The sequence below is a fragment of the Rathayibacter sp. Leaf248 genome, assembly GCF_920939495.1.
Classification (GTDB): Bacteria; Actinomycetota; Actinomycetes; order Actinomycetales; family Microbacteriaceae; genus Rathayibacter; species Rathayibacter caricis.
On record NZ_CAKLAV010000003.1, the window covers coordinates 83,054 to 110,043 of the forward strand.

Sequence of the window (26,990 nt, forward strand, 5' to 3'; positions counted from 1 at the left end):
GGCCCTCCGACAGTAGTGGGCCGACGCGGGACGGCGGAACGCCCCGCCCGACCGCGCGGAGGCGGAGGGACGGGGCGTTCGCGGGGGACGGATCAGCAGGCGGATCAGCAGACGGCGAGGGAGTCGATCGCCGGCTGCAGCGTGGTCGGTCCGCCGAGCAGCAGCACGTAGTCGAGCTCGTTCGCCTGCAGCGCGACGCGGGTCGCGTACGGCACGCAGTTCGGCTCGCTGAGGTACAGCGGGGCGCCGTAGGCCGCGGCGACGGCGCCGATCGAGAGCGCGTCGGCGAAGCCGGTGGCGGTCGCGAGGAACGCGGTGTCGTTGAGCTCGTTCGAGGGGTACCGGTCGTTGAGCTGGCGGCTCGTGTCGTGGCGGTCGACGCCCGCGACGCGGCCGACCTCGGTCACGAGACCCGAGGTGGCGAGGTCTCCCTCCACACCGGCGGAGATCGACGGGGTTCCGCCGAGCAGCTCGCCGAGGTCGGGCTGCAGGCGGTCGATCGCGGTGCGGGTCGGCGCGTCGAGCGCGGACTTCGCTCCGTCGACGAGCAGCACCGGCTGGCCGAGGCGGCCGGCGATCGGAGCGACGGACAGGGCGTCGGGGAAGTTGGATCCGGTGGCGAGGAACACGATGCCGTAGGAGTCGTCGCCGAACGCGTCCGCGACGATCTTGCGGCTCGTGTCGTAGCGGTCGGTGCCGGCGATGCGCTCGACGTCGGCTCCGGAGGTGCGCTGGAGCGTCTGGAAGACCTGGTCGCTGACGGAGAGCGAGCTGCCGACCACGACGATCCGCTCGGGGTTCAGGCGCTCGATCTCGGCCGTGATCACCGCGGGAACGCGGTTCGGGTCGGTGAGCAGGAGTGCTCCGCCCTGGACGGAGGCCGCCGGTCCGGCGCTGAGCGCATCCGGCCACTTCTCGCCGCTGGCGATGTAGAGCACCGGGAGGGTGCCGTCGTCGCCGAAGGCCAGCTGCGTCGTCGCCGCGGAGGTCGCGTAGCGGTCGGAGCCGAAGACGCGGTCGGTCTCGGTCGCGAAGCCGGTCGGGCGGAAGTCGACGCCGGTGAGTCCGGCAGCAGGCAGCGTCGTGATCGCCTTCGGCTGCACGTAGGGGAGGTTCGAGAAGTACTGGTCGTCGAAGGCGGGGTAGCCCGGCTGGGTGACGCGGAACACGTACTCGCCGAGGGGGAGCGCGTCCTCGCCCGACAGGGACCAGTCGGCCCAGGTGTTCGGAGCGCTGCTCGTGGCCGTCTCGTCGAACGGGTACAGCGTTCCGGCGTCCTCCTCGAACCAGTAGGCCTGGACGACCCACGAGGTGGGGTCGGCCGCGCCGGCGGGAGTGAAGACTCCGCCGCTCGCCGCGGCCGTGCGGGGCAGGGTGATCACGAGGTCGTCGCGGTCCTCGGCGAGCGCGTCGGCCTCCACTCCGATCGGGGTGTCGCCGAACCAGGTGGGGTACCAGGCGGTGCTGCCGGGCACCGACGCCTGGAGGTAGTAGTTCGTGCCGGCGGGCAGCGAGACGCTGAAGTCGGCGGCGGTCGTGACCTCGGCCACGATGCCGCCGCGGTCGTCCTCGATGCGCAGGAAGTAGGCGTCGCCGGTCGGTGCGGGATTCGCGTCGTCGGCGCCGGACAGGACGATGCGGCCCGAGAGCACGACCTCGTCGGCGGCCGCGGTGGCGTCGACAGTCTGACGCTGCGTCTTCGCGGGGGAGAGCGGAACGGCGCCCTCGCGCTCTGCGGAGCCGGCGACGAGGGAGGCGAGGTCGCGGGAGCTGTCGGCCGGAGCCGCGGGCGACACCGGCGCGAGCGGCTCGGCCGAGGCCGCGGGTCCGGCGGCGAGGCCGGCGAGCAGCACGGCGGCGACGCCGACGCAGGAGAGAGGGAGCAGGCGGCGACGAGGTGTGTGCACGGCGAGTCTTTCGAGAGGATCCGCGGAGGACCGCGACGGATGCGATGACTGAAGACTAGTGATCGGGTCGGTACCGGAGGGGGCGTCGGGAGGTCGTCGCCTTCCCCCGAAAGGGAGGGGTGGAGGATCCGAGCTGGTCGCGCCGGCGGGCGGCCGACGCGCAAGGATCACGCGTCGAGCCACGCTTCTCCGCCGATACCGTGCGGCCAGTGGAAGACATCGCAGGATCCGCGCGTGCGAGACTGGGGCCGAGCGTGCGCCACTCCGCGATGATCCTCCGCGGGACCCGGCGCCACTGGACCCGGTCCGCTCATCCGCAGCCTTTCGCAGGAGGACTCGAATGACCGACACCGCCGTGCTTCCCACCGACACCACCGACACGACCGACACCGCCGCCCGACCCGGCGCCACGACCCGCACCCCCGTCGCCAAGACGGTCCTGATGTGCCGCCCCGAGCACTTCACCGTCGTCTACCGCATCAACCCGTGGATGGACCCGCAGGTCCCGACCGACACCGCGCTGGCCGTGCGCCAGTGGCAGACCCTCCACGACACCTACGTCGGCCTCGGCTTCGACGTGCAGCTGATCGACTCCGAGCCGGGCCTGCCCGACATGGTCTACGCCGCGAACGGCGGCTTCGTGATCGACGGCATCGCCTACGGCGCCTCCTTCACCTACCCGGAGCGCCAGCCCGAGGGCCCCGCCTACATGGACTGGTTCCGCGGCGCCGGCTTCGACGTGCGCGTCCCCGAGGAGGTCAACGAGGGCGAGGGCGACTTCCTCCTGGTCGGCGAGCGCATCCTCGCGGGCACCGGCTTCCGCTCCGCCTCGGACTCGCACGCCGAGGTGGCGCGGGTCTTCGGCCGCGAGGTGGTGACCCTCGAGCTCGTGAATCCGTCGTTCTACCACCTCGACACGGCGATCGCCGTGCTCGACGACTCCACCATCGCCTACCTGCCCAGCGCGTTCAGCGACGAGGGCAATCGCACGCTGCAGCGCCTCTACCCCGACGCGATCCTGGTGTCGGAGGAGGACGCCTCCGTGCTGGGCCTCAATTCGTTCTCGGACGGACTGCACGTGGTCATCGCCTCGCGCGCCACCGGCTTCGAGCGCCAGCTGCGCGAGCGCGGCTACGAGCCGATCGGCGTCGACCTGTCCGAGCTGCTGCTCGGCGGCGGCGGCGTGAAGTGCTGCACCCTCGAGCTGCGCCGCTGATCCGCGATCACGAGAGGACCGACATGAGCATCCTGGACACGACCACCGCCTCCGCCGCCCTGATCGCGGAGGAGGAGGCGCACGCCGCCCACAACTACCACCCGCTGCCCGTCGTCGCCGCGACCGGCGAGGGCGCGTGGATCACCGACGTCGAGGGCCGCCGCTACCTCGACTGCCTGGCCGCCTACTCCGCCGTGAACTTCGGCCACTCGCACCCGGTGCTCCTCGCCGCGGCCCGCGAGCAGCTCGACCGCGTCACCCTCACCAGCCGCGCGTTCCACAACGACCGGCTCGGCCCGTTCGTCACCGCGCTCGCGGCGCTCGCCGGCAAGGACATGGTGCTGCCGATGAACACGGGCGCCGAGGCCGTGGAATCGGGCATCAAGGTCGCGCGCGCCTGGGGCTACCGGGTGAAGGGAGTGACGCCGGGACGCGCGAACATCATCGTCGCCGCGGGCAACTTCCACGGGCGCACGACGACGATCATCTCGTTCAGCGACGACGCGGAGGCGCGCGACGGCTTCGCGCCGTTCACGCCGGGGTTCCGCACGGTGCCGTTCGGCGACGCGGCGGCGCTCGAGGCCGCGATCGATGAGGACACCGTCGCCGTGCTGATCGAGCCGATCCAGGGCGAGGCGGGCATCGTCGTTCCGCCGGCCGACTACCTCCCCGCGGTGCGCGAGATCACCTCGCGCCGCAACGTCCTCTTCATCGCTGACGAGATCCAGTCGGGCCTGGGCCGCACCGGCGCGACGTTCGCCTGCGACCTGGTCGGCGTCGTGCCCGACGTGTACCTGCTGGGCAAGGCGCTCGGCGGCGGCATCGTGCCCGTCTCGGCCGTGGTCGCGAACGCCGACGTGCTCGGCGTGCTGCAGCCGGGTCAGCACGGCTCGACCTTCGGAGGCAACCCGCTCGCCGCCGCCGTCGGCCTCGCGGTCGTCGGGATGCTCGCCACGGGCGAGTACCAGGCGCTCGCCGTCGCCCGCGGCGCGCAGCTCCACGCGCGCCTGACCGGGCTGATCGGCCGCGGCGTCGTCGCGGTCCGCGGCGCGGGACTCTGGGCCGGGATCGACATCGACCCGGCGCTCGCCTCGGGCCGGGAGGTCTGCGAGGCGCTGATGGCGCGGGGCGTTCTGGCGAAGGACACGCACGGATCCACGATCCGGCTCGCTCCTCCGCTGGTCGTCACCGAGGACGAGATCGACTTCGCGGTCGACGAGCTGGAGGCGGTGCTGGGCGGGCTGCGCTGACCGAGGCCCGCTGGAGCGCTGTCAACCCACTCCCAGGAAGGGGCGCCAGCGGGGAGCCTTGCACGATGGATGACAGGGTGCCGACGACGACCATGTCGAGTCCGCACCCGGTGCGACGGCGGGGACGGGAGTCCCCGCTCGATCCGGCGCCGCGGCGTCGACCCTCTCTCCACTCGCGGCGTGCCCTGGACCCCGGCGCGAGACCCACCTCCGGATCGGCAGTGGTCGACGTGAACGAACCCGAACAGCTCCCCGTCCCTCCTGAGCGCGTGCTCCGCGACCTCCTCGACGCGTTCGACCCGCCGGGCGCAGCCGATGCGGGGTTCGCCGCGCACGTGCTCGGCCATGTGCGCGAGGCGCTCGCGCTGACCGAGCGGCAGCGGATGCCCACCGTCATCTGGCCGCGGACCGCGGTCGACGAGGTGCCGGACGCGCCGCCGGTGCCGCCCGGGGCGCTCTGAGCCGCATCGGCTGAGGAGGGGTCTGGCGGCTGTCGTTCGCGACGGATCGGACCACAGCGGCTCTCCGATGGACACGATCTGCTGCTCTGAGCAGCTCAGAGCAGCGGGAAGTGCCCAACGGTGGCCGCTAGGAGCGGTCCGGGTCGCGCGCCGGGCGCCGCTCAGTGTGGACGGGATGCGGAACATCGGCTGAGGAGGGGGTCTGGCGGCTGTCAGGCGAGAGGCCCTGCTCCTGGCTGATGTTCTGCACGTGACCCTGGGCGAGGGGAGTCCGGCTCGGCGGATGAGCGCCGGGTGCCGCCCGCCCTCGGTGCGATGCGGAACGTCGGTCAGGAGTGCCCGTCGGACACGATCGCGGCTGAGCGGCACTCCCGGCCGACGTTCTGCACGTCAGTCGCCGTCGCGGACCGTCGACAGCGGCTCGGTGATGCTCTCGAGGCTGCGGCGCTCGGCGTCGACGCCGAAGACCAGCGCCACGACTCCGCCGACGATCATCACCGCGGCGCCGACGAAGTAGCCGATCGTGAGCGGGCCGCGGTCGCTGCCGTCGCCGATCAGCACGCCGTACAGCGTGGGGGCGATCGCGCCGGCGATCTGGCCGAGGGTGAAGAAGTACGAGATCGCCTGGCTGCGGAGCTCGAGCGGGAAGATCTCGCTCACCGTGAGGTAGGCGCTCGAGGCGCCCGCTGAGGCGAAGAAGAAGGAGACGCACCAGAGGATCGTCTGCGTCGTCGCGGTCAGCACGTCCATGCTGAACAGCACGGCCGACAGGGCCAGCACCGCTCCCGAGACGCCGTAGGTGAGGAAGATCATCTTGCGCCGGCCCCACACGTCGAACAGGTGGCCGAGCACCAGCGGGCCGATCAGGTTGCCGATCGCGAACGGGAAGAAGAAGTACGAGACGGCGCTCTGCTCCACGTCGTAGAAGTTCTCGAGCACCAGCGCGTAGGTGAAGAAGATGGCGTTGTAGAGGAAGGACTGGGTGACCATCATCGTGGCGCCCACCAGCGTCCGCTTCGGGTACTGCCGGATGAGCACTCGCGCGATGGTGCGGAACGGGATGCTCTCGGTGGCCTTCACCGTGATCGCCTTCGCGTCGTCGACGGGCTCGAGGACGCCGCCCTCGTTCTGCACGCGGCGCTCGATCTCGTCGACCGTGCGCTCCGCCTCCTCCTCGCGGCCGTGCGTCATCAGCCAGCGCGGGCTCTCGGGGATGTGCCGGCGGAGGTAGATGATCGCGAGTCCGAGGATCGGGCCGAGGAAGAAGCCGAGCCGCCAGCCGACGTTCTCGGCGAAGATCTCGTCGTTGAGGAAGAACAGGTTGGCCGCGGAGCCCAGAGCGGCGCCGCCCCAGTAGGTGCCGTTGATCGCGATGTCGACGCGCCCGCGGTACTTGGCGGGGATCAGCTCGTCGATCGCGGAGTTGATCGCCGCGTACTCGCCGCCGATGCCCATGCCCGCGAAGAAGCGGAACACCGCGAGGAACGCGTAGTTCGGCGAGAGGCCGGCGATGCCGCTCGCCAGCAGGTAGATGACGAGGGTGAGGATGAAGAGCTTGCGGCGTCCGAGCTTGTCGCTGAGGCGGCCGAAGATCAGGGCGCCCGCGATCTGGCCGACGAGGTAGACGGTGCCCAGCACGCCGACCTGCGCGGCCGAGAGGTCGAACTCCTTCGCGAAGCCGGCGCTCGCGACGATCTGGATCTCGAGTCCGTCGAGGACCCAGGAGAAGCCGAGGCCGACGACGATCGACCAGTGGAACCGCGTCCACGGGAGCCGGTCGATGCGGGCGGGGACGAGGCTCCGAACGGGGCCCCGAGGGGTGTCGGTGGTCGACATGGCGCACGCCTTCCTGTCGCCCCGGTTCGTTCTGCGGGAGGCCCCTCCGGTCGCGGCGAGACACGACGATAGACCCGCGCGGGAATTCGTATCGTCGGGCTATCGGAGTGGGGTGCGGAGGGTGTAGAACTGTCCGTTCCGGGTCGCGGTCGCGCTCGAGCCGGCTCCTCCACAGCCGGGGTTCCACCGCGTTCTCCCCGGCGGCGTCCACCCCCGGGACGGTGCCCGGGCGCCTTGGCTAGGTTGAGTCCATGATCGACGCGACGCCCGCGGGCACCCCCTCCTACGTCCTCAGCGAAGGCCCCGTCTGGGATGCCTCGACCGGCCGCCTCACCTGGGTCGACATCGAGGCGGGCGCGGTGCTGTCGGCTCCGCTCGTTCCCGAGGGGCTCGGCGCGGTCTCGCGGTCGGACGTCGGCGAGCAGGTGGGCTGCGCGCTGCCGATCGGCGACGGGAGGGTGCTCGTCGCCCTGACGCGGCGGCTCGCGATCCTCGAGGTCGACGGGTCGCTGACGACCGGCTCCGAGCTGCTGCCCGAGGGGCACCGCTTCAACGACGGCTCCATCGACCCGCAGGGGCGGCTCGTCGTCGGCTCGCTCACCCTCGGCGAGTCGGTGGGCGACGACGTGCTGCTGCGCCTCGAGCACGACGGCTCGGTGACCGTGCTCGACCACGACCTGCGGCTCTCGAACGGGCTCGGCTGGTCTCCCGACGGTGCGGTGATGTACTCGATCGACACCGAGTCGGGCGTCATCTTCCGCCGGCCCTACTTCGACGGGTCGCATGGCGCGCGCGAGACGTTCGTGGAGCTCGAGGAGGGGGTCTTCGCCGACGGGATGACCGTCGACGCCGACGGTCGTCTGTGGGTGTCGATCTGGGGCGGCTCCGGCGTGCGGGTCTACGACTCCGAGGGGCGCCTCGTCGAGGGCGAGGGCGTCCGGATCGACGCGCCGCACTGCTCGAGCATCGCCTTCGCGGGCGAGGGGCTCGATGTGGCGATGATCACGTCGGCGTCACGCGACCTCTCGGCCGACGAGCGGGCGGCGCACCCGTTCGCGGGCGGGCTGTGGGTCGCGCGGCCGGGGGCGCGGGGGCTTCCGGCGACGCGGTGGGTGGAGACGCGGCTGCCGTGAGACGCGCGGGACGACCGCCCGGGTCGCCGCCGTTGCCGGGGAGCCGGGGCTAGACGGACGGCTCGGCCGGCTCCGCGGGGGTCGACGAGGCCGGCTGCGGGGTGAGGGTCACGCGCGAGATGCGGTAGCGATCCGTCTCGGCGACGCGGAGGACGTACTCGCCGACGACGATCGAGTCGCCGACCACGGCCACCCGGCCGATGCGGTCGAGGATGTAGCCGCCCACGGTCTCGTACGGGCCGTCGGGCAGCTCCACTCCGAGCAGCTCCTCGAGGTCCTCGAGGATCATGCCGCCGTCGACGTCCTGCAGCTGCTCGGCCGCCTTCGCGTCGACGTCCTGCCGGGCGCCGTCGTACTCGTCGTAGATCTCGCCGACCAGCTCCTCGAGCAGGTCCTCGAGCGTGATGATGCCGTCGGTTCCGCCGTACTCGTCGACGACGACGGCGATCTGGTGACCGTCCTGCCGCATCGTGCGGAGCGCGGCGAGCACCTTCGTCGAGCCGGGCACGGCGAGGATCGGGCGGGTGATGTCCGAGACGCTGCTCGCGGTGCCGGGCTCGCCCGCCTCCGGGAACGCCGCCATGAGATCGCGCACGTGCACGAAGCCGAGCACGTCGTCGCGGTTCTCGCCCACGACGGGGTAGCGCGAGTGCGGCTGGTCGAGGACCGCGCGGTACCCCTCCTCGAGCGGCAGCTCGCCGCGGAGGAAGTCGACGTCCGGGCGCGGACGCATCACCTCGGCGACGCGGCGGTCGTCGGCGCGGAAGATGTCGGTCAGCAGGCGCCGGCTGTCCTCGTGGATCTCGGTGTTGCTCGAGATCATGTCGCGCACCTCGTCGGCCGAGACGCTCTCGCCCTTCTCGCGCGGGTCGGCGCCGAGCAGGCGCACGACTCCGTCGGTCGAGACCGAGAGCAGCCAGATCACGGGGCGCATCAGGCGCGCGAAGCCGTTGAGCGGCGGGGCCAGGACCTTGGTGAAGGCGACCGACTTCTGCATGGCGAGGCGCTTGGGCACCAGCTCGCCGAGCACGAGCGAGAGGTAGGCGATGACCAGCGTGAGGCCGATGAACGCGACCGTCGAGGCGACTCCGGCCGACAGGCCCAGGGCCTCGAGCGGTGGGGCGAGGTCGGGTGCGATCGTCGACGCTCCGTAGGCGGAGGAGAAGAAGCCGGCGAGCGTGACGCCGATCTGGACGGCCGAGAGGAACGTGTTGGGGTTCCGCACGAGGGTCGCGATGCGGGTTCCGCGCTCGCCCTGCGCCTCGATGGCGCGGACCTGGCTCTCGCGGAGGCTGACGATCGCCATCTCGGTGCCGGCGAACACTCCTCCGATCAGCACGAACAGGACGACGAGGCCGATGTTGAGGAGGGTGTCGAGATCCACGGAGCAACTGTAGGGACGTCTCCCGTGAGAACGCCTCGCGGACTCTCAGGCGGATGCGGGGCGGTCGGACCCCCGCGTCTGCAGGACTCCCTTCGAGTCCGCAGAAGTTGTCGTACTGGATGTTCGAGTACGACGACTTCTGCGGAGTCGCCGGCCGGGTGGGTTCAGGCGCGCCGAGCACCGCACCGAGTACGCGGAAGTCGTCGTACTGGGCGTCGAGTACGACAACTCCTGCGGAGTCGCGCTCGGATGGATTCCGACGCGGCGAGCACCGCCGCCGAGTGCGCAGGAGTCGTCGTACGGGGGCACGAGTACGACGACTCTCGCGGAGTCGGCGCTCGAAGTGCGGGGACCGCGTCAGACCAGGCGGCGGGAGCCGACCGACAGCAGACGGAACCAGCGGCCGCCGTAGCCGTCGATCGGGATCGACACCGCGCCGTCGTCGCCGACCGGGTACTCCTCCGAGCTCAGCGAGTCGACGAGGCGCGCGCCCGGTTCCGTGCCGGGCACGGTCAGCGCCGCGGTCCGCGGGCTCGAGGCGAAGTTGTGCACGGCCACGGTCGTCCCGGTCGACGCCGACATGCGGTGCGCGAAGACGCACGACTCGTCGGCGGGGAGGTGCGTGTACTCGCCCCAGCCGATCTCGGGGGAGCGGCGGTAGAGCCACGCGAGGCCCTTCAGGTGCGCGAGCAGCGACTCCGGGGACTTGAGCTGGTCGGCGGCATTCACGTGCTCGGGGCTGAAGCCGTCCCCCGTGACGGGCGCGATCAGTGCGGACGCGTCCGCGCGCGAGAAGCCGCCGTTCGCGGCCGAGCTCCACTGCATCGGCGTCCGCACGGCGCCGCGTCCCGGGATCGACGGGTTCTCGCCCATGCCGATCTCCTCGCCGTAGTAGAGCACCGGGGCGCCGGGGAGCGAGAACAGCAGGCTGTAGACCATGCGGAGGCGGCGGGGATCGCCGCCCAGCATCGGCGGCAGGCGGCGGACGATGCCGCGTCCGTGGATCCGCTGCGCCTCGTCCGGAGCGAACGCCGCGAAGACCTCGTCGCGCTCGGAGTCCTCGAGCTGGTCGAGAGTCAGCTCGTCGTGGTTGCGGGCGAAGTTGGCCCACTGGCTGCCGATCGAGATCTCGGGACGGCTCGCGATCGCCTCCGCCAGCGGTGTCGAGTCGCCGCGGGCGAGCGCCAGGTAGAGGCGCTGGTTGCCGATGAAGTCGAACTGCATCGAGAGCTCGTCGGCGTCGGCCCCGCCGAAGAAGGCGAGCTGCTGGTCGCGGCTCACGTTGACCTCGCCGAGCATCATCGCCTCGCCCGAGCGGCGCGAGACGAAGCGGCGCAGCAGCCGCAGCCACTCGTGCTCGTCGTGCGCGCCCGGCTCGATCAGGAACGGGACCGCGTCGACGCGGAAGCCGTCGACTCCGAGCTGCAGCCAGAATCCGACCAGCTTCGCGATCTCGTCGCGCACCGCGGGATTGTCGGTGTTGAGGTCGGGCTGGTGCCGGTAGAAGTTGTGCAGGTAGTACTGGCCGGCCTCGTCGTCGAAGGACCAGACTCCGTCCTCCACGTCGGGGAACACGTTCGCGGGCTGGTCGGCCGGTACCTCGTCGCGCCAGACGTAGTAGTCGCGGTACGGGCTGTCGGGGTAGGAGCGCGCGGCCTGGAACCACGGGTGCTGGTCGGACGTGTGGTTCACGACCAGGTCGATGATCACGCGCATGCCGCGGTCGTGGGCAGTCCGGATCACCTCGACCACGTCGCCGTGGTGGCCGTAGCGCTCGTCCACTCCGAAGAAGTCGCTGATGTCGTAGCCGTTGTCCTTGCCGGGCGAGCGGTAGAAGGGGGCGAGCCAGAGGCAGCTGACGCCGAGCTCGGCGAGGTAGTCGATCCGGTGCGCGAGGCCCTCGAGGTCGCCGACGCCGTCGTCGTCCCAGTCCATGAAGGTCTTCACGTCGAGGTTGTAGTAGACGGCGGAGCGCCACCACAGGTCGCTGGTGTCGGTCAGTCTCATGCGGAGTGCTCCTGGGCGTCGTCGGGGCGGCGGGCGGGGGCGGGTGCGGTGCGGAGGGTGTGCGGCTCGCGCGCGAGTCCGGTGGGCGTTGCGGGCATGGTGCGGCTCCGGGGATCGGGGGCGAGGGTCGTCCTGTCTCGACGGTAGGTGCGGGGCGGATCGGCGTCTGCTCGTTGATTTCTCAGGGTTGCGGGGGCGGTGCGGGGCGCGGAGGCTCGAGTCGCCGTGCTTCCTCAGAAGTTGCGGTGACGGCGCGCGCTTCCCGCAACTTCTGGAGGACGGGAGAGATCGGAGACGGGGTGTGCGGGCGGAGGTGCCGTGCTTCCTCAGAAGTTGCGGTAGCGGGTGGCGTCTCCCGCAACTTTTGGAGAAGCGGGGAGGGGGGCGGCTGGAGGTGTTGTGGTTCCTCAGAAGTTGCGGTGACGGCGCGCGCTTCCCGCAACTTCTGCGGAAGGAGGAAGCGCTCGAGGTCGAGTCCGCAGGAGTCGTCGTACTCGGGCTCGAGTACGACGACTTCTGAGGGGTGGATTCCGAGGAGCCGCCGCCGTCCACCCCCGGAGCGGGCGTCACCGCGACCGTAGGGTGAGGGCATGCATCCCCTCGACGCCCGGGACCCGCTCGCGCAGTACCCCGAGCTCTTCGTCCGCACCCCCGAGGTGCGCTCCTACCTCGACGGCAACTCGCTCGGGCGGCCGCTGCGCGCCAGCATCAAGCGGCTCCAGCGCTTCGCCGAGGAGGAGTGGGGCGGTCGCCTGATCCGCGGCTGGTCCGAGAGCTGGCTCGAGATGCCGCTCGCCGTCGGCGATGCGCTCGGCGCCGCGGCGCTCGGAGCGGCGGCCGGGCAGACCGTCGTCGCCGACTCCACCACCGTGCTGCTCTACAAGCTCGCTCGCGCGGCGCTCGCGCACCAGCTGCCCCTCGGCCGCGACGAGATCGTGGTCGACACCGACAACTTCCCGACCGACCGCTATGTGCTCGAGGGCATCGCGGCCGAGACCGGAGCGACGCTGCGCTGGGTCTCGTCCGATCCGCAGGCGGGCGTGCGGCCCGAGGACCTCGCGCCGGTCCTCGGCGACCGCACCGCGCTCGTGCTGCTCAGCCACGTCGCCTACCGCTCGGGCTTCCTCGCCGACGCCGCGGCGATCACCGCGCAGGCGCACGACGCCGGCGCGGTCGTGCTGTGGGACGCCTCCCACTCGGTCGGCTCCGTGCCGATGGAGCTGGACGCGTGGGGCGCCGACCTCGCCGTGGGCTGCTCCTACAAGTACCTCAACGGCGGGCCCGGCGCGCCGGCCTGGGCGTACGTCGCCGAGCGGCACCAGGAGTCGTTGACGCATTCGATCCAGGGCTGGATGGGCGTCGCCGACATGTTCGAGATGGGGCCGGGCTACCGTCCCGCCGACGGGATGCGGCGCTTCCTCAGCGGCACGCCTCCGATCACCGGGATGCTCGCGATGCAGGACATGATCGCGCTGATCGCCGAGGTGGGGATGCCGACGATCCGCGCGAAGTCGGAGGCGATGACGGCGTACGCGCTGGAGCTCGTCGACGAGTGGCTCGTGCCGCTCGGCGTGCGGGTGGCGACTCCGCGCGACCCCGCCGCCCGAGGCTCGCACGTCACGATCGACCACGAGTCGTTCGCGGAGCTGGTGCCGCGGCTGCAGGCGAGCGGGGTGATCCCGGACTTCCGGAACCCGGACGGCATCCGGATCGGGCTGTCGCCGCTGTCGACGACGTTCGCCGAGCTGGAGCTCGGGCTGGCGGAGGTGCGGGACTCGCTGCGCTGAGCGCGCCCGTCCCGCTCTGCCCCCCTCCGCGGCCTGTCAAGCGGCCTGCGCTCCGCGCCCCTCGTGCCTAGCGTCGGAGGGGAGGTCGCGAGCCGCGCGGCCGACGCGAGGAGGGCATCCGATGAGTTTCTGGGGACAGCACGACGCCGGGCGCGAGACCAGACCGGTCGACGAGCCGGTCGGCGAGCTCGAGCTGGTGCACGCGTTCGAGAGCGGGCCGATGCCCACCGGGGTCAGCGTCTCGCACACCGGGCGGATCTTCGTGAACTTCCCGAAGTGGGGCGACGAGGTGCCGGCGACGGTCGTCGAGCTGCGCGACGGAGTGGCGGTGCCGTTCCCGAGCGAGGAGTGGAACAGCCCCGCGAGCGACCACGACGAGAACGCGCTCGTCTCGGTGCAGAGCATCGTCGTCGATCCGGCCGACCGGCTGTGGATCCTCGACACCGGCAGCCCGCTGTTCCAGCCGACGGAGCGCGGTGGACCGAAGCTCGTCTGCGTCGACCTCGCCACCGACACGGTCGAGAAGGTGATCGTGTTCGAGCCCGATATGGCCCTGCCGACGACCTACCTCAACGACGTGCGCTTCGATCTGCGCCGAGGAGTCGCGTACATCACCGACTCCGCGGACTCCGGGCCCAACGGGCTGATCGTGGTGGACCTCGAGTCGGGGGAGGCGTGGCGCCGGCTGCACGAGCACCCGTCGACGAAGGCGCTCACGCCGCCCGAGATGGTGCCGGTGGCGGAGGGGCGCGTGCTGATGAAGCGGCCGGAGGACGGCGATCCGCAGCCTGTGACCATGGGCGCCGACGGCATCGCGATCTCGGCCGACGGCGAGCGGCTCTGGTACTGCCCGCTGGTCTCGCGGCGCTGGTGGAGCGTGTCGACGGCGGCGCTCGTGGACCGCGCGCTGCCGGACGAGGAGGTCGCAGCGACCGTCGTCGACGAGGGCGACAAGGGCGGCGGATCGGACGGGCTCGAGACCGACGCGCTCGGGCGCTTCTACGCCACGGACTACGAGCACAACGCGATCCTGCGTCGGCGCAGCGACGGCGTGCTCGAGACGCTGGTCCACGACGAGCGGATGCTGTGGCCCGACACGATGTCGATCGCGACGGACGAGCACCTCTACTTCACGGCGAACCAGCTGCACCGGCAGGCCGACTACCAGGGCGGAGTGGACCTGCGCGCGTACCCGTACGCGCTGTTCCGCGTCGCGATCGGGGCGGGGCCGGTCCTGCTGCGGTGAGGGGCGGGGCGTACCGGGATCCGCCCTTCTGGTGACGGGGGTCTCGATACGCCGCCTGCGGCGGCTACTCGACCAGCGGGGTCTGCTTGCTGATCGAGTAGCCCGCGCGGCGGGCTTATCGAGATCCGCGTGCCCAACCCTCAGCGGGCCTTGCGGGTCTGGCGGGCGTTCTCCTTCTGCAGCGCGTCGACGAGCTCGTCCTTCGTCATGCGCGAGCGGCCCGAGATCTCGAGGCGCTTCGCGAGGTCCATCAGGTGCGCCTTCGAGGCGTTCGCGTCGACTCCGCCCGCCGTCTCGCCGCCGCCGTCGGTGCCGCGCTCGGCGGCGCGCGAGTCGGACGGGCCGTTCTCGTCCTTGCGCTCCCAGTGGTCGCCGACCTTCTCGTACTCGTGCTTCAGCGCGGCGAAGGCGGTGCGGTGGGCGCGCTCGCCCTCTCCGTAGCTCTCGACGGCGGAGTCGTGCGCCGCCGACCAGAGGTCCTGCGCGTGCTTCTCGGAGCGTTCGATGGTCGACGGGATCTCGTCGCGTGCCGGCATGGGTGCCTCCCTCTCGTCCCCTCCGACGCTACGACCCCACCCGAGGCGGGATCACCCCGTTGACGAGCCCGCGAGATGCCACTCCGGGACGCCTTCGTCGGCGTGTCGCGTACCGGAGTGGCATCTCGCGCCGGCGTCAGCCCAGCAGGCGCTCGCGCACGAAGTCGCTCGCGAAGCGGCCGGAGGGATCCCACTCCGCCACCAGCGCGCGCCACTCGGGCAGGTGCGGGTAGAGCGGGGCGATCTCGTCCGCTCCGGCCAGGAAGTGCTTGCCCCAGTGCGGCCGGGCGCCCAGTGGCAGCAGCGCGCCCTCGACGGCGGGCAGCACGGCGTCGACTCCCGCGCGGTTCTTCGCGAAGGTGAAGTGGATGCCGACGCTGTCGCGCTCGGACGCCGGCGAGAGCCACTGGTCGTCGCCCGCCATGGTGCGCAGCTCCGTGATCAGCAGGACCTCGTCGATCCGGTCGCCGATCGCGCGCAGCGCGACGATCGCCTCGCGGATCCTCGAGCGCGGCACCATGTACTCGCTCTGGATCTCGTCGCCGGCGCTCGGCTCGCGATCGAGACGGAAGTGCGGCAGTCGCTCGGACCACGGCCCGACCGACCCGCCGAACGGGTTCAGGTTCGAGTCCACTCCCTCCGACACGGCGAACAGGCTCGCGGAGGCCGCGATCGCGCCCAGGTGCGTCGCGTCGACGTCGGCGACGCTCCCCTTCTCGACCTTGGTCTTCAGCCACAGCTGCTCGACCGTGGGGCTCGACCAGTGCGTCATGAGGCTGACGCTGTAGGCGGAGGAGGTGATCGCGTCGAAGTCGTCGAGCACGCGGTCCCAGGGCAGGTCGACGAACGCGTCCTGCCGCACGTCGAACGTGGGCTGGATGTCGAGGGTGACGCGGGTCACGATGCCGAAGGCGCCGAGTCCGACGACCAGGCCCTCGAAGCCGGGCTCGCCGCGGCGGACCGTGCGGAGCGATCCATCGGCGGTGACGAGCTCGAGCGCCGAGACGGCGGAGGAGAGGTTGGCGTTGCGGTCGCCGGACCCGTGGGTGCCGGTCGAGATCGCGCCGGCGACCGAGATGTGGGGGAGCGAGCCCATGTTGTGCAGGGCGTAGCCCGCGGCGTGCAGGTGCTGGGCGACGATGCCGTAGCGCGTCGCTCCTCCGACCGTCACGGTGCTCGCGTCGGCGTCGATCACCGGGTCGGGCGAGATCCGGCCCAGGTGCAGCAGGGTGCCGGGGGTGTCGGGGAGGGCGTTGAAGGAGTGGCGGGTCCCGAGGGCGCGGATCCGGTCGCTCGAGCGGACCAGGGACTGCACCTCCTCGATCGACTCGGGTTCGAGGATGTCGGCGGCGCGGTACTCGTAGGTGCCCGCCCAGTTGCTCCGGTGCGTCATGGCCCTATTCTGCCGCGTGCGGTCCCGGATTTGTTGTGCGGACCAACGAAACCCGTGTCACCGGAACGGTGGCGCGGACGGGGCAGACCGCCACGCCGTCGAAACGACCCGGAGACACGGCCTCCCTACTGTGGGCGCAGCGGTGCCCCGCGCACGGCGGGCCGTCCGCCGCGACGAAGGGAACGAACCCGATGAGTGGCAACACCGTCCGCCTCCAGGCCATCCGCGACGTGGAGGCCTACGTTCCTCCGGCGCACAGCTTCGACGAGTCGGAGGCGCCCGGCGAGGTCTTCGGCGCCAACGTCTTCAGCACCGCGGTGATGCGCAAGCGCCTGCCGAAGTCGGTCTACAAGTCCGTGATCTCGACGATCGAGCGCGGCACGACCCTGGATCCGCTGGTCGCCGACGCGGTCGCGAGCGCGATGAAGGACTGGGCGCTCGAGAAGGGCGCCACCCACTACGCCCACGTGTTCTACCCGCTCACCGGCCTGACCGCCGAGAAGCACGACAGCTTCTTCGAGCCCACGGGCGACGGAGCGGCGCTCGCCGAGTTCGCCGGCAAGACCCTGGTGCAGGGCGAGCCCGACGCGTCGAGCTTCCCGAACGGAGGGCTGCGCAACACCTTCGAGGCGCGCGGCTACACCGGCTGGGACGTGACGAGCCCGGCGTACGTGCTCGAGAACCCCAACGGCAACACCCTCTGCATCCCCACCGTCTTCGTGTCGATGACCGGCGAGGCGCTGGACCACAAGACGCCGCTCCTGCGCTCGCAGCAGGCGATGGGCGAGCACGCCGAGCGCGTCCTCGCGCTCTTCGGGCACGCCGACGACGAGAAGATCGTCTCGTTCTGCGGCCCCGAGCAGGAGTACTTCCTGGTGGACCGGCACTTCTTCCTCGCCCGCCCCGACCTGATGAACGCGGGCCGCACCCTCTTCGGCAGCACCCCGCCCAAGGGCCAGGAGTTCGACGACCACTACTTCGGAGCGATCCCGGAGCGCGTGCTCGGCTTCATGATGGACACCGAGCGCGAGCTGTTCAAGCTCGGCATCCCCGCGAAGACGCGGCACAACGAGGTCGCGCCGGGCCAGTTCGAGATCGCGCCGATGTTCGAGCGCGGCAACGTCGCGGCCGACCACCAGCAGCTGCTGATGACGACCTTCAAGACCATCGCGAAGAAGCACGGGATGGAGATCCTGTTCCACGAGAAGCCGTTCCAGGGCGTGAACGGTTCGGGCAAGCACGTGAACTTCTCGCTCGGCAACTCCTCGCTGGGCTCGCTGCTGGTGCCCGGCGACACCCCGCACGACAACGCGCAGTTCCTGGTGTTCTGCGCGGCCGTGATCCGCGCGGTGCACCGCTACTCCGGGCTCCTGCGGGCCTCCGTCGCCTCCGCGACCAACGACCACCGCCTCGGGGCCAACGAGGCGCCTCCCGCGATCATCTCGATCTTCCTCGGCGACCAGCTCGCCGACGTGTTCGAGCAGATCGCCTCGGGCCCGGCCACCTCGTCGAAGGGCCGGGGTCACATGACCATCGGAGTCGACACGCTGCCGGTGCTGCCGACCGATCCCGGCGACCGCAACCGCACGAGCCCGTTCGCGTTCACCGGCAACCGCTTCGAGTTCCGCGCTCCCGGGTCGATGCAGTCGGTCGCGGGGCCCATGGTCACGATCAACACGATCATGGCGGAGTCGCTCGACTGGATCGCCACGCGGCTCGAGAAGGACGTGGCCGACGGGGTCGACTTCGACGAGGCCGTGCAGGCGCTGCTGACCGGGATCATCACCGAGCACGGCGCCGTCGTCTTCAACGGCGACGGCTACGCGGACGCCTGGCCGATCGAGGCCGAGAAGCGCGGGCTCGCGAACCTGCGGACCACCCTCGACGCCCTGCCCGAGCTGATCACCGAGCCGGCGCTGGCCCTGTTCGAGAAGTACCGCGTGTTCAACCACCGCGAGATGCACTCGCGCTACGAGATCGGGCTCGAGCAGTACGCGCTGACCATCGGCGTGGAGGCGCGCCTCACGCTCGAGATGGGCACCACGACCGTGCTCCCGGCGGCCGTGCGGCACCAGACCGAGCTGGCTTCGAACGTGGCCGCGATGAAGGCGGCCGGAGTGGGCACCTCGCTCGACCCGCTGCTGGAGGTCTCGGAGCAGGTCGACGCGCTGCGGTCGGCGCTGGCGGATCTCAAGGCGGCCCTCGCCGTCGAGCCGGGGCACACGGCCGAGGCCGAGGCGAAGCACGCCGCGGCGGCGCTGCTGCCGGCCATGGCGCTCGTCCGCACGGCGGCCGACGCGCTCGAGGACGTGGTGGCGGACGACCTGTGGCCGCTGCCGACCTACCAGGAGATGCTCTACGTGCTGTAGGGCTGCGCGCGGAGGGGGAGGCGGGTCCGGCCAGTCCCCTCCTCCGCGCTCAGGGGCTTCTGCGGAGCAGCCGCCCGCAGCGTGACGCGGAAGCGCGCGCCTCCGTCCCGCGGCAGGCAGACGAGATCGCCGCCCTGGGCCCGGGCGAGGCCGCGGGCGACCGGCAGGCCGAGCCCCGCCCCTCCGTCGGCACGGTTCCGGGCGTCGTCCAGGCGCACCAGCCGGTCGAACACCCGCTCGCGCTCCGACTCCGCGACGCCGGGACCGTCGTCGTCGACCGTCAGCGACACTCCGCTCGGCGTCGCCGCGACCACGACGTCGACGCGCGAGCGGGCGAAGCGCCCCGCGTTCTCGACGAGGTTCGCGACGATCTGCTCGAGCCGGTCGGGGTCGCCGTCGGCGGGCGGCACCGCCGCGTCGCTCCGCAGTGCGAGCACGATCCCCGGCCTGCGGAGGCGCTGGCGCTCGAGCACCGCGCCGGCGATCGACGAGACGTCGACCGGCTCCGAGCGCACCGCCAGACCCTCGTCGAGGCGCGCCATCAGGAGCATGTCCTGGATCAGCCGTCCCGCGCGCAGCGACTCCTGCACCACGAGAACGGCCAGCCGCTCGCGCTCCTCGCTCGAGCCGTCGGCGCGGACCAAGGCGTCCGCCGCCGCCCGGATGCCCGCGACCGGGGTGCGCAGTTCGTGCGCCGCGTCGGATACGAAGGCGCGCATCCGCTGCTCGGCCGCGAGGGCAGCGGATTCGGCCGTCTCGAGGTCGTCGAGCATCTCGTCGAACGCGGTCGCGGTGCGGCCCAGCTCGGTGGAGGGGCGCGAGGGGCGCAGCCGCCGGCCGCGGTCGCCGCGGGCGATGGAACGGGCGACCGTCGTCATCCGCTCGAGGGGGCGGAGCGTCGCGCGCACCACCACGACGAGAGCGCCGGCCGCGAGGAGGAGGAACGCGGCCGAGGCGCCGAGCAGGATCGCGTTCAGCGATGCGAGGGTCGTGCCGACCGAGCTCGCGTCGGCGGTCAGCACCAGCTCGGTGCCGTCGCTGAGCGTCGAGGCGAGGGTGACGAGGTCGTCGTCGGCGGTGACGGAGGAGGAGGTCACGGTGACCGCGGAGGCGGGCGCGTCGGCCGTGCCGGTCGTGGACGGCGGCGCGGCGGGAGCGGGACCGGGGCCGGCGGGGAGGCCGCTCCCCGGTCCGCGGCGCAGCTCCTCCGGGCTCGGACCCGCGACCACCGCCTCGCCCTCGGGGCTCGTGATCAGCACCGAGACGCCCTGCGCCGAGAGGCGGGAGGCGAGGTCGTCGTCGTCGACCGTGCCGACCAGCGCGGCCGCGGCCGCGGCGCGATCGGCCAGCCGCTCCTCGATCTGCGAGCGGAGGCGGTCGCCGAGGACGACCTGCACCGTCACCGAGAGCGCCAGCAGCAGCACCGCGAGCAGGGCCAGCACGGCGACGACGGTCCGCAGGCGGAGCGATCCGGTGCGCAGCGGTGCGGTGCTCACGCGTCGACCCGGTAGCCCAGTCCGCGGACCGTGTGGACGAGGCGGTCGCCGTGCGCCTCCATCTTCTTGCGCAGCGAGCTGAGGTGGACCTCGACGAGATTGGGGTCGACGTGGTCGTAGCCCCAGACCTGGGTGAGGATCTGCGTCTTGGTGAGCGTGCGGCCCCGGCTCGCCGCGAGGAACGCGAGCAGGCGGAACTCCGTCGCCGTGAGGTCCAGCGCCGTGCCGGCGCGGCGGGCGCGACCCGCCTCCGGATCGACGACCAGGTCGCCGATCTCGATGATCGACGGGATGCGCCCGCGGCGCCGCAGGACGGCGGTCACCCGGGCGACCAGCTCGGCGAGCGAGAAGGGCTTCACGACGTAGTCGTCCACTCCCTCGCCGAACGCCCGCAGCCGATCGTCGACCGCGTCGCGGGCGGTCAGCATGATGACCGCGGCGTCGCTGCTGCGGCGCAGGCGCTCGGCGAGCACGATGCCGCTGGGCCCGGGGAGCATCCAGTCGAGGACGACGAGGTCGGGCGCGAACGCGGCGACCTCCTGCGTGAGGTCCTCACCGCTCGCCAGGGCGCGCACGGTGAAGCGCTCGCCGCGCAGAGCGGTGTCGACGGAGGAGCGGAGAGCGTCGTCGTCCTCGACGAGGAGGACGCGGGCGGCGGAGGGCATCCGCCGAGCGTAGGAGCGCTCGTTATCGGCGGGCCCTGCGCCACCTGTGCGGACGCTGTTCTTAAGCGGGGCTTCAGAACCGCTTCGGAGTCTGATGAGGAACCGGCGGCGAGCCGGGCCCGACCGGGTCCGCCGCAGCGCCGGACGGAGGAGACGACCATGGACGAGACCACCACCCCGCAGCCCCGCGGACCGCGCCGACCCCGCACCCGACTCGTGATCGGGATCGCCGCGGGCGCACTCGGGCTCGCGGCACTGGGATCGACGGCGGCCTTCGCGGCGGGGCCGTCGGCGGCGGGCACCGCGACTCCCACGGCCACCGCCTCGCCGAACGGGTCCGTCGTGCCGGGACCGGGGGCGAGTGCGGCACCGGATGCGCCGACGCCGGGATCGACGGATGCTCCGGGCGAGGGGTCGGCCCCGACGCCGCCTGCGCCGGGCGAGTGCGGACCCGCGGGGCCCCCCGCCGGCGGGCTGCCGTCGGCGGACGGGGAGCGGCCGACCCCGCCGGCGCCGCCTGCGGAGGGCGAGCGGCCGACCCCGCCGACGCCGCCTGCGGACGGTGAGCGCCCGACGCCTCCGGCCGACGGTGAGCGCCCGACGCCTCCGGCCGACGGTGAGCACCCGACGCCTCCGGCCGACGGTGAGCACCCCACCCCGCCCGCCGCGGGCGACCAGCCGGACACCTCGTCCGACACCCCGTCTCTCGGCAGCTGACCGGCCCGGCCGGCCGCGCACCGGCTGCAGAACATCAGGCACGAAGGGGGTCTGTCCGCTGTCAGCCGACAGACCCCCTCGCCAGCTGATGTTCTGCAGGCTGCTGCGCTCCGAGGACGGGCGGGAGCGGCCCGCGTTCAGGTCGAGCTGCGGGCGAGCGGGTCCTGTTCCTCGGATCGTGCATGTAGAACGTGAAAAGAGCGCGAGTGACTCCACCAGCAGCGGACTCGAAACCCGCAGTGGCAGGCTGGAAACCTGACCGCAACACGGTTTCCCCGTGCATCGAGGAGCGGGCGGTGCGCGGCCGGGGAAATCCTCCGTGCGACGAGGCGGCCGGCCGCCCGACTGCGGTCGACTGGAACCCGCCTTCCCCCGGGCCCGCCCCATCCCCATCCGACGCCTCATTGGAGCCCGCATGCCCCTCACCGTCCTCACCCGCTCGCGTCGCCGCGCCGTGCTCGGCGCGCTCGCCGTGGCCCTGGCCACCACGACCGCCCTCACCGCCTGCTCGAGCGGTTCCGACGCGAGCGCCTCCGGCTCGGGCGAGGAGGGCTCGTTCGGCGAGGCAGCGATGCAGCTCTCCTGGGTCCCCCACGTCGAGTTCGCGGGCGAGTACCTCGCCGACGCGAACGGCTACTTCGCCGACGCGGGCTTCGACTCCGTCACCCTGACCCCCGGCGGCACCGGCGCGACCGGCGCCGAGACGGCCATCGCGAGCGGATCCGCGTTCGCGGGCGTCTCCTCCCCGCTGATCACCGGCCCCGCGATCTCGGAGGGCGCCGAGATGAAGATCGTCGGAGCGACCTACCAGAAGAACCCGTTCGCGATCGTCTCGCTGACCGACGCTCCGATCGAGACCCCCGAGGACATGGTCGGCAAGACCATCGGAGTGAGCGACAGCAACGACCTCGTCTGGCGCGCGTTCCTCGCCGCGAACGACATCGACGAGTCCGACGTGAACCGCGTGCCTCTCACCGATTCGACGCTCTTGACCACCGGCCAGGTCGACGGCTACATCGGCTACGCGACCGCCGGAGCCAACACGCTCAACCAGCGCGGATTCTCGGCGCAGCAGTTCCTGCTCGCCGACACCGGCCTGCCGATGGTGGGCGAGACGATCGTGGTCGCTCAGGCGAGCATCGACGACGAGCGCGAGAAGGTGAAGGCGCTGCTGCTCGCCCTCGTGCAGGGCTGGCAGGACGCCGTCGCCGACCCCGAGGCGACCGCCGAGACCGTCGTCGCCGACTATGCGGCCGACCAGAACTACAAGGTGGAGGAGCAGGCGCAGGTCATGGTCACCCAGACCGAGCTGATCAGCACTCCCGAGACCGACGAGAACGGCCTGCTCACCATCAGCGACGAGCTGCAGGAGCAGTCGGTCGCCTCCCTGGCGCTGACCGGCATCGAGCTCGACGCCGACGAGCTCTTCGACACCACGCTGATCGACGAGGTCTACGAGGAGCACCCGGAGCTGCTCGAGGGCTGAGCCCCGAGCACTCCCTGACGACCCGCGCGAGAGGACGAGACGTTGACCACCATCGAGAACGGCGCCGAGGGCATCCGCCTGTCGGGCCTGAGCAAGCGCTTCGACCTGGGCTCCCGGTCGGTGCAGGCGCTCGCCGAGGTCGACCTCGTCACTCCGCGCGGGTCGTTCCTGTCGCTGCTGGGCCCCTCGGGCTGCGGCAAGTCGACGATCCTCCGGATGCTGGCCGGGCTCGAGAAGCCGACCACCGGCTCCGTCTCGATCCACGGCACTCCCGTCGTCGGCACGAAGCGGAAGGCCGAGCTGGGCATCGCGTTCCAGGACTCGGCGCTGCTGCCCTGGCGCTCGGTGCGCTCCAACGTGCGGCTGCCGCTCGAGCTGACGCGGCAGGCGTCCAAGCGCGACAGCATCCCGGACCTGCTGGACCTGGTCGGTCTGACCGGCTTCGAGGACGCCTACCCGTCGCAGCTCTCGGGCGGCATGCGCCAGCGCGCCTCGATCGCCCGCGCGCTCGTGGTGCAGCCCGATCTGCTCCTGCTCGACGAGCCGTTCGGCGCGCTGGACGACATGACGCGCCAGCGCCTCAACCTCGAGCTGCAGCGCATCTGGACCGCGCGGCCGGCGACCACCCTGATGGTGACGCACGGCATCGCCGAGGCGATCCTCCTCTCGGACACGGTCGCCGTGATGTCGCCCCGGCCCGGCCGCATCGTCGAGGTCATCGACATCGACCTGCCGCGTCCGCGCACGGTCGAGATGCTCCGCAGCCCCGAGTTCCACGCGATCGAGGACCGCATCACCGACCTGCTGTTCTCTCAGCACGGCGTCGCGATGGAGGACGAGGGGTGACCTGGCTGCGCACGAACTGGCGCGTCCTCGCCGGCCTCGCGGTGTTCGTCGCGGTCTGGTGGATCCTGGCCGAGACCGTCTACCGCGAGAGCCGTGCCGTGCCGAGCCCCGGCGCGATCGTGGCCGCGTTCCTCCGCGACGGTCCCCTCTTCTACCTCCGCAATGTCGGCGATACCGTGCTCGCGGCCGGCTGGGGCTACCTCTGGGGCACGATCGCGGCACTGGCGCTCGCCGTCGTCGCGCTGCTGCTGCCGTGGACCCACCGGGTCATCGAGCAGATCGGCGTGATCAGCCACTGCCTCCCGCTGACGGCGGTGGGACCCGTGATCCTCGTGATCTTCGGCGGCCGGACCACCTCGATCTTCCTCGCCGCGCTGCTGGTCTTCTTCACCACCCTGATCGGCGCGCTGCTGGGCGTCCGCTCGGCTCCGCGCACCGCGCTCGACCTCGTCTCGGCCTACCGCGGCGGCCGCTGGGCGCAGATCGTGAAGGTGCAGGCCGTCGCGGCCGTGCCCGCGACGCTCACGGCGCTCCAGGTCGGCGTGCCCGCGGCGATCCTCGGCGCGGTGCTCGGCGAGTACCTCGGCGGAGTGACGACGGGCCTCGGAGTCGCGCTCGCGGTCGCGCAGCGCCAGATGGACGTCGAGCGCGCCTGGGCCTTCGCGGTGCTGAGCGGAGTCGTCACGATCCTCGGCTACGCGCTGATCACGGCCGTCGGACGCTGGGTCATGCCGCGTGTGACCGGCACTCCGCGCGCCACCCGCCGCTCGGTCCTGCGCCGAACGGGAGGAGTCGTATGAGCGCCACGCGCACTCCCGCCCGTCGCGCCCGCGCCCGCGACCTCACGCCGCGCCTCGCGCTCCGCATCGTCCGCGCCGAGCTCGTCCCGCTCGCGATCGCCGCGGTGCTCGCGATCGCGTTCTGGTACGCGTTCCTCGCGATCGCCGACATCTCGCCCCTCCTGGGCAAGACGCCGACCGACGTCGCGACCTACCTCTTCGTCGAGGCCGACGCCGCCGAGAACCGCGCAGTCGTCTTCGGCAACCTCGGCGTCACCGCGCTCGACGCCCTCATCGGCTACGCGGCGGGCATGCTCGTCGCGCTCGCGATCGCGGTGCTCTTCGTGCTCGTCCGCTCGCTCGAGGCCACCGTGATGCCGATCGCGATGCTGCTCAAGTCGATGCCGCTGATCGTGGTCACCCCGCTGATCACGCTCGCGATCGGCAACGGGATCGCGGCGGTCGCCGTGGTGGGAGCGGTCGCCGTCTTCTTCCCGGCGCTCGTGACCGTGGTGTTCGGGCTGCGCTCGCTCTCGCGCGAGTCGTTCGAGCTGGTGACGGTCTACGGAGGCTCGCCGCTGGACGTGCTGCTCAAGGTCGCCCTGCCGACCGCGGTGCCGGCGATCTTCGCGGCGGCCAAGGTGGCGGTCCCCTCCGCTCTGAGCGGCGCGATGCTGGCCGAGTGGCTGGCCACGGGGAAGGGCCTGGGCGGAGCGGTGCAGCGCGCCTCGGCGGGCTTCCGCTACGACGAGCTGTGGGCGTCGCTCGCGGTGATCACGGCGCTGGGAGTCGCGGCCTACGCCGTCGTGGCGATCGGCGAGAGACTGGCGGCCGTCCGCTTCGGCGGACAGGACTAGAGGAGCGGCATGAGCGGCAACACCATCACCGGCACGATCTGGGACGGGCGGCGCGCCCTCGGCACGGCGGCCCTCGCGTGGAACGGCGACGAGATCGTCTCCGTCGACCCCGTGGCGGGGGACGGCGGCGGAGGGGAGGCTCTCTCGATCATCCCGGGCCTCGTCGACACCCACGTGCACCTCGGCGCCTACTCGGGCGCGGGCACCGCCGACTTCGCCTCCTGGCCGCTGATCACCCCGCGCGAGGAGCGGGTGTTCCACATCGCGAACAACGCGCGCAAAGCGGCCCGCGCCGGAGTCACGACCCTGCGCGATCTCGGCGCCGACGAGCTGCAGATGACCGTGGCGCGGATGTTCGAGCAGGGCATCGCCGACGGGCCGCGGCTCGTCACGCACGGCGCGGTCGGCATGACGGCCGGACACGGCGACCTGTTCGTGCCTCCGCACTACCCGCACCGCGACCGCGTCGCCGACAGCCCCGACGAGTGCCGACGACTGGTCCGCACCTGGGCGCGGGCCGGCGCCGACGGCATCAAGATCTACACGAGCGGCGGAGTGCTCTCGATGGGCGACCGGGTCGGCTGGCGCAACCAGACCGACGCCGAGATCGCCGCGACCATCGACGAGGCGCACGCGCTGGGCATGCCCGTCGCCGCGCACACCCACTCCGTCGAAGGCCTCGACCGCGCGCTCGCGCTCGGCGTCGACTCGATCGAGCACGGCACCGCCATCGGTCCGCAGCACTGGGCGACGCTCGTCGAGCGGAACCTGCCGGTCGCTCCCACCCTCTTCATCAACGACGTGATCGCCGCCGGTCGGGCGCCGTCGTCCCCGGAGGCGTCGCTCAAGGCGCAGGACGTCGTCGCCACCCGCGACGCCGGCTTCCTCGCGGCGGGCGAGGCCGGGGTGCGCTTCGTGCTCGGCACCGACGCGAACGGCGTCTACGTCGACTGGGGCGAGCAGCTCGACGAGGTGCGGCGGATGCGCACCGCGTTCGGCTGGAGCTCGGAGCGGGCGCTGATCGCGGCGACGTCCGACGCGGCCGCCGTGGTCGGGCTGGGCGCGCGCGTCGGGCGGCTCGCGGCCGGCTTCGGCGCCGACTTCGTCGTGCTGCGCGGACGCCCGTGGGAGAGCATCGACGACCTGCGGGCCGAGAGCATCGAGGCCGTCGTGTCCCGCGGCCGGGTCGTGTCGGGCGCGCTGCCGGAATCGCTCCGATGACCGCCGCACCCCGCCGGTTCGTCTCGGCCGAGGCGCTCGGTGCGCCGCGCGGGGCCTACAGCCACGCGGTCGAGGCGCACGGAGTGGTCTACGGATCCGCCATCGGACCGTTCGCGCCGGGTGACGGCTCGGTGCCCGAGGGCGTCGCGGCGCAGACCGCCGCCGCGCTCGACAACATCGAACGGCTGCTCGGCACCGAGTTCGGCCTGGAGCTGGGCGACGTGGTGCGGATCACGATGATCCTCACCGACTTCGAGCGCGACTTCGCCGCCTCCTCCGCCGTCTACGCCGAGCGCTTCCCCGTCGATCCGCCCGCGCGCACCGTGCTCGGCGCAGCGCTGCCCGGACCCCTCGTCGCGATGGACTTCATCGCGACGGCCCGCTGAACAGGAAGGTCC

22 protein-coding genes are annotated in these 26,990 nt (G+C 72.1%); 14 read left to right on the forward strand and 8 right to left on the reverse strand.

The window, feature by feature from the left end:
* Positions 1-104: 104 nt before the first annotated feature.
* Positions 105-1,907: a cell wall-binding repeat-containing protein gene (locus tag LRG51_RS18510; protein ID WP_230674142.1), complete on the reverse strand. Its 1,803-nt coding sequence runs from the start codon at positions 1,905-1,907 to the stop codon at positions 105-107.
* 340 nt (positions 1,908-2,247) lie between these two features.
* Between LRG51_RS18510 and ddaH the strand changes: the two genes are divergently transcribed.
* The 3 genes from ddaH to LRG51_RS18525 all read left to right on the forward strand — a co-directional run bounded on the left by ddaH (position 2,248) and on the right by LRG51_RS18525 (position 4,834).
* Positions 2,248-3,123 (forward strand): dimethylargininase, encoded by an 876-nt coding sequence (gene ddaH / locus LRG51_RS18515; RefSeq protein WP_442966675.1) that lies wholly within the window; start codon positions 2,248-2,250, stop codon positions 3,121-3,123.
* Positions 3,124-3,146: 23 nt separating this feature from the next.
* Positions 3,147-4,373 carry an ornithine--oxo-acid transaminase gene (gene rocD, locus LRG51_RS18520; RefSeq protein ID WP_230674143.1) on the forward strand — a complete coding sequence of 409 codons (1,227 nt, stop codon included), beginning with the start codon at positions 3,147-3,149 and terminating at the stop codon, positions 4,371-4,373.
* A gap of 230 nt (positions 4,374-4,603) precedes the next feature.
* Entirely contained in the window at positions 4,604-4,834 is a 231-nt protein-coding gene (locus tag LRG51_RS18525) for a hypothetical protein (RefSeq protein ID WP_157603100.1), read from the forward strand.
* Positions 4,835-5,224: 390 nt separating this feature from the next.
* On the opposite strand, the gene LRG51_RS18530 is transcribed toward LRG51_RS18525, so the two are convergent.
* Positions 5,225-6,670 (reverse strand): MFS transporter, encoded by a 1,446-nt coding sequence (locus LRG51_RS18530; RefSeq protein ID WP_230674144.1) that lies wholly within the window; start codon positions 6,668-6,670, stop codon positions 5,225-5,227.
* Between the two features lie 251 nt (positions 6,671-6,921).
* On the opposite strand from LRG51_RS18530, the gene LRG51_RS18535 reads away from it, so the two are divergent.
* Positions 6,922-7,803: an SMP-30/gluconolactonase/LRE family protein gene (locus LRG51_RS18535; protein ID WP_230674145.1), complete on the forward strand. Its 882-nt coding sequence runs from the start codon at positions 6,922-6,924 to the stop codon at positions 7,801-7,803.
* A 49-nt stretch (positions 7,804-7,852) separates the two neighbouring features.
* On the opposite strand, the gene LRG51_RS18540 is transcribed toward LRG51_RS18535, so the two are convergent.
* Positions 7,853-9,187, reverse strand: coding sequence for a hemolysin family protein (locus LRG51_RS18540; RefSeq protein ID WP_230674146.1), 1,335 nt, complete (start codon positions 9,185-9,187; stop codon positions 7,853-7,855).
* A 357-nt stretch (positions 9,188-9,544) separates the two neighbouring features.
* A complete protein-coding gene (locus tag LRG51_RS18545) occupies positions 9,545-11,194 on the reverse strand; it encodes an alpha-amylase family protein (RefSeq protein ID WP_230674147.1) in 1,650 nt (549 codons plus the stop codon).
* 590 nt (positions 11,195-11,784) lie between these two features.
* Between LRG51_RS18545 and LRG51_RS18550 the strand changes: the two genes are divergently transcribed.
* A complete protein-coding gene (locus LRG51_RS18550) occupies positions 11,785-12,981 on the forward strand; it encodes a kynureninase (protein WP_230674148.1) in 1,197 nt (398 codons plus the stop codon).
* Between the two features lie 121 nt (positions 12,982-13,102).
* Positions 13,103-14,227 carry a major royal jelly family protein gene (locus LRG51_RS18555; protein ID WP_230674149.1) on the forward strand — a complete coding sequence of 375 codons (1,125 nt, stop codon included), beginning with the start codon at positions 13,103-13,105 and terminating at the stop codon, positions 14,225-14,227.
* Positions 14,228-14,367: 140 nt separating this feature from the next.
* On the opposite strand, the gene LRG51_RS18560 is transcribed toward LRG51_RS18555, so the two are convergent.
* Positions 14,368-14,763, reverse strand: a complete 396-nt coding sequence (locus tag LRG51_RS18560) for a ChaB family protein (protein WP_055789397.1) — start codon at positions 14,761-14,763, stop codon at positions 14,368-14,370.
* Between the two features lie 136 nt (positions 14,764-14,899).
* On the reverse strand, positions 14,900-16,156 hold the full coding sequence (locus LRG51_RS18565; RefSeq protein ID WP_230674150.1) for a D-arabinono-1,4-lactone oxidase: 1,257 nt from the start codon (positions 16,154-16,156) through the stop codon (positions 14,900-14,902).
* Between the two features lie 191 nt (positions 16,157-16,347).
* Between LRG51_RS18565 and LRG51_RS18570 the strand changes: the two genes are divergently transcribed.
* Positions 16,348-18,525: a glutamine synthetase III family protein gene (locus tag LRG51_RS18570; protein ID WP_055789403.1), complete on the forward strand. Its 2,178-nt coding sequence runs from the start codon at positions 16,348-16,350 to the stop codon at positions 18,523-18,525.
* Here the strand turns inward: LRG51_RS18570 and LRG51_RS18575 are convergent.
* A complete protein-coding gene (locus LRG51_RS18575; protein WP_230674151.1) occupies positions 18,513-20,021 on the reverse strand; it encodes a HAMP domain-containing sensor histidine kinase in 1,509 nt (502 codons plus the stop codon). The two genes, LRG51_RS18570 and LRG51_RS18575, sit on opposite strands and share 13 nt — an antisense overlap.
* Positions 20,018-20,686, reverse strand: a complete 669-nt coding sequence (locus LRG51_RS18580; protein ID WP_230674152.1) for a response regulator transcription factor — start codon at positions 20,684-20,686, stop codon at positions 20,018-20,020. The genes LRG51_RS18575 and LRG51_RS18580 overlap by 4 nt, the downstream gene beginning before the upstream one ends.
* 159 nt (positions 20,687-20,845) lie before the next feature.
* Here LRG51_RS18580 and LRG51_RS18585 point away from each other — a divergent pair, with 159 nt between their 5' ends.
* The 7 genes from LRG51_RS18585 to LRG51_RS18615 all read left to right on the forward strand — a co-directional run bounded on the left by LRG51_RS18585 (position 20,846) and on the right by LRG51_RS18615 (position 26,978).
* Complete coding sequence (locus tag LRG51_RS18585; protein ID WP_230674153.1) at positions 20,846-21,403, forward strand: hypothetical protein; 558 nt, start codon at positions 20,846-20,848, stop codon at positions 21,401-21,403.
* Between the two features lie 415 nt (positions 21,404-21,818).
* Positions 21,819-22,889, forward strand: a complete 1,071-nt coding sequence (locus LRG51_RS18590; protein ID WP_055789410.1) for an ABC transporter substrate-binding protein — start codon at positions 21,819-21,821, stop codon at positions 22,887-22,889.
* A 42-nt stretch (positions 22,890-22,931) separates the two neighbouring features.
* Positions 22,932-23,735: an ABC transporter ATP-binding protein gene (locus tag LRG51_RS18595; RefSeq protein WP_230674154.1), complete on the forward strand. Its 804-nt coding sequence runs from the start codon at positions 22,932-22,934 to the stop codon at positions 23,733-23,735.
* Positions 23,732-24,535, forward strand: coding sequence for an ABC transporter permease (locus LRG51_RS18600; RefSeq protein ID WP_230674155.1), 804 nt, complete (start codon positions 23,732-23,734; stop codon positions 24,533-24,535). The genes LRG51_RS18595 and LRG51_RS18600 overlap by 4 nt, the downstream gene beginning before the upstream one ends.
* Positions 24,532-25,371 (forward strand): ABC transporter permease, encoded by an 840-nt coding sequence (locus LRG51_RS18605; protein WP_230674156.1) that lies wholly within the window; start codon positions 24,532-24,534, stop codon positions 25,369-25,371. Before LRG51_RS18600 ends, LRG51_RS18605 begins: the two co-directional genes overlap by 4 nt.
* A gap of 9 nt (positions 25,372-25,380) precedes the next feature.
* A complete protein-coding gene (locus LRG51_RS18610; protein WP_230674157.1) occupies positions 25,381-26,592 on the forward strand; it encodes an amidohydrolase family protein in 1,212 nt (403 codons plus the stop codon).
* Positions 26,589-26,978, forward strand: coding sequence for a RidA family protein (locus LRG51_RS18615; RefSeq protein WP_055789420.1), 390 nt, complete (start codon positions 26,589-26,591; stop codon positions 26,976-26,978). Before LRG51_RS18610 ends, LRG51_RS18615 begins: the two co-directional genes overlap by 4 nt.
* Positions 26,979-26,990 lie beyond the last annotated feature (12 nt).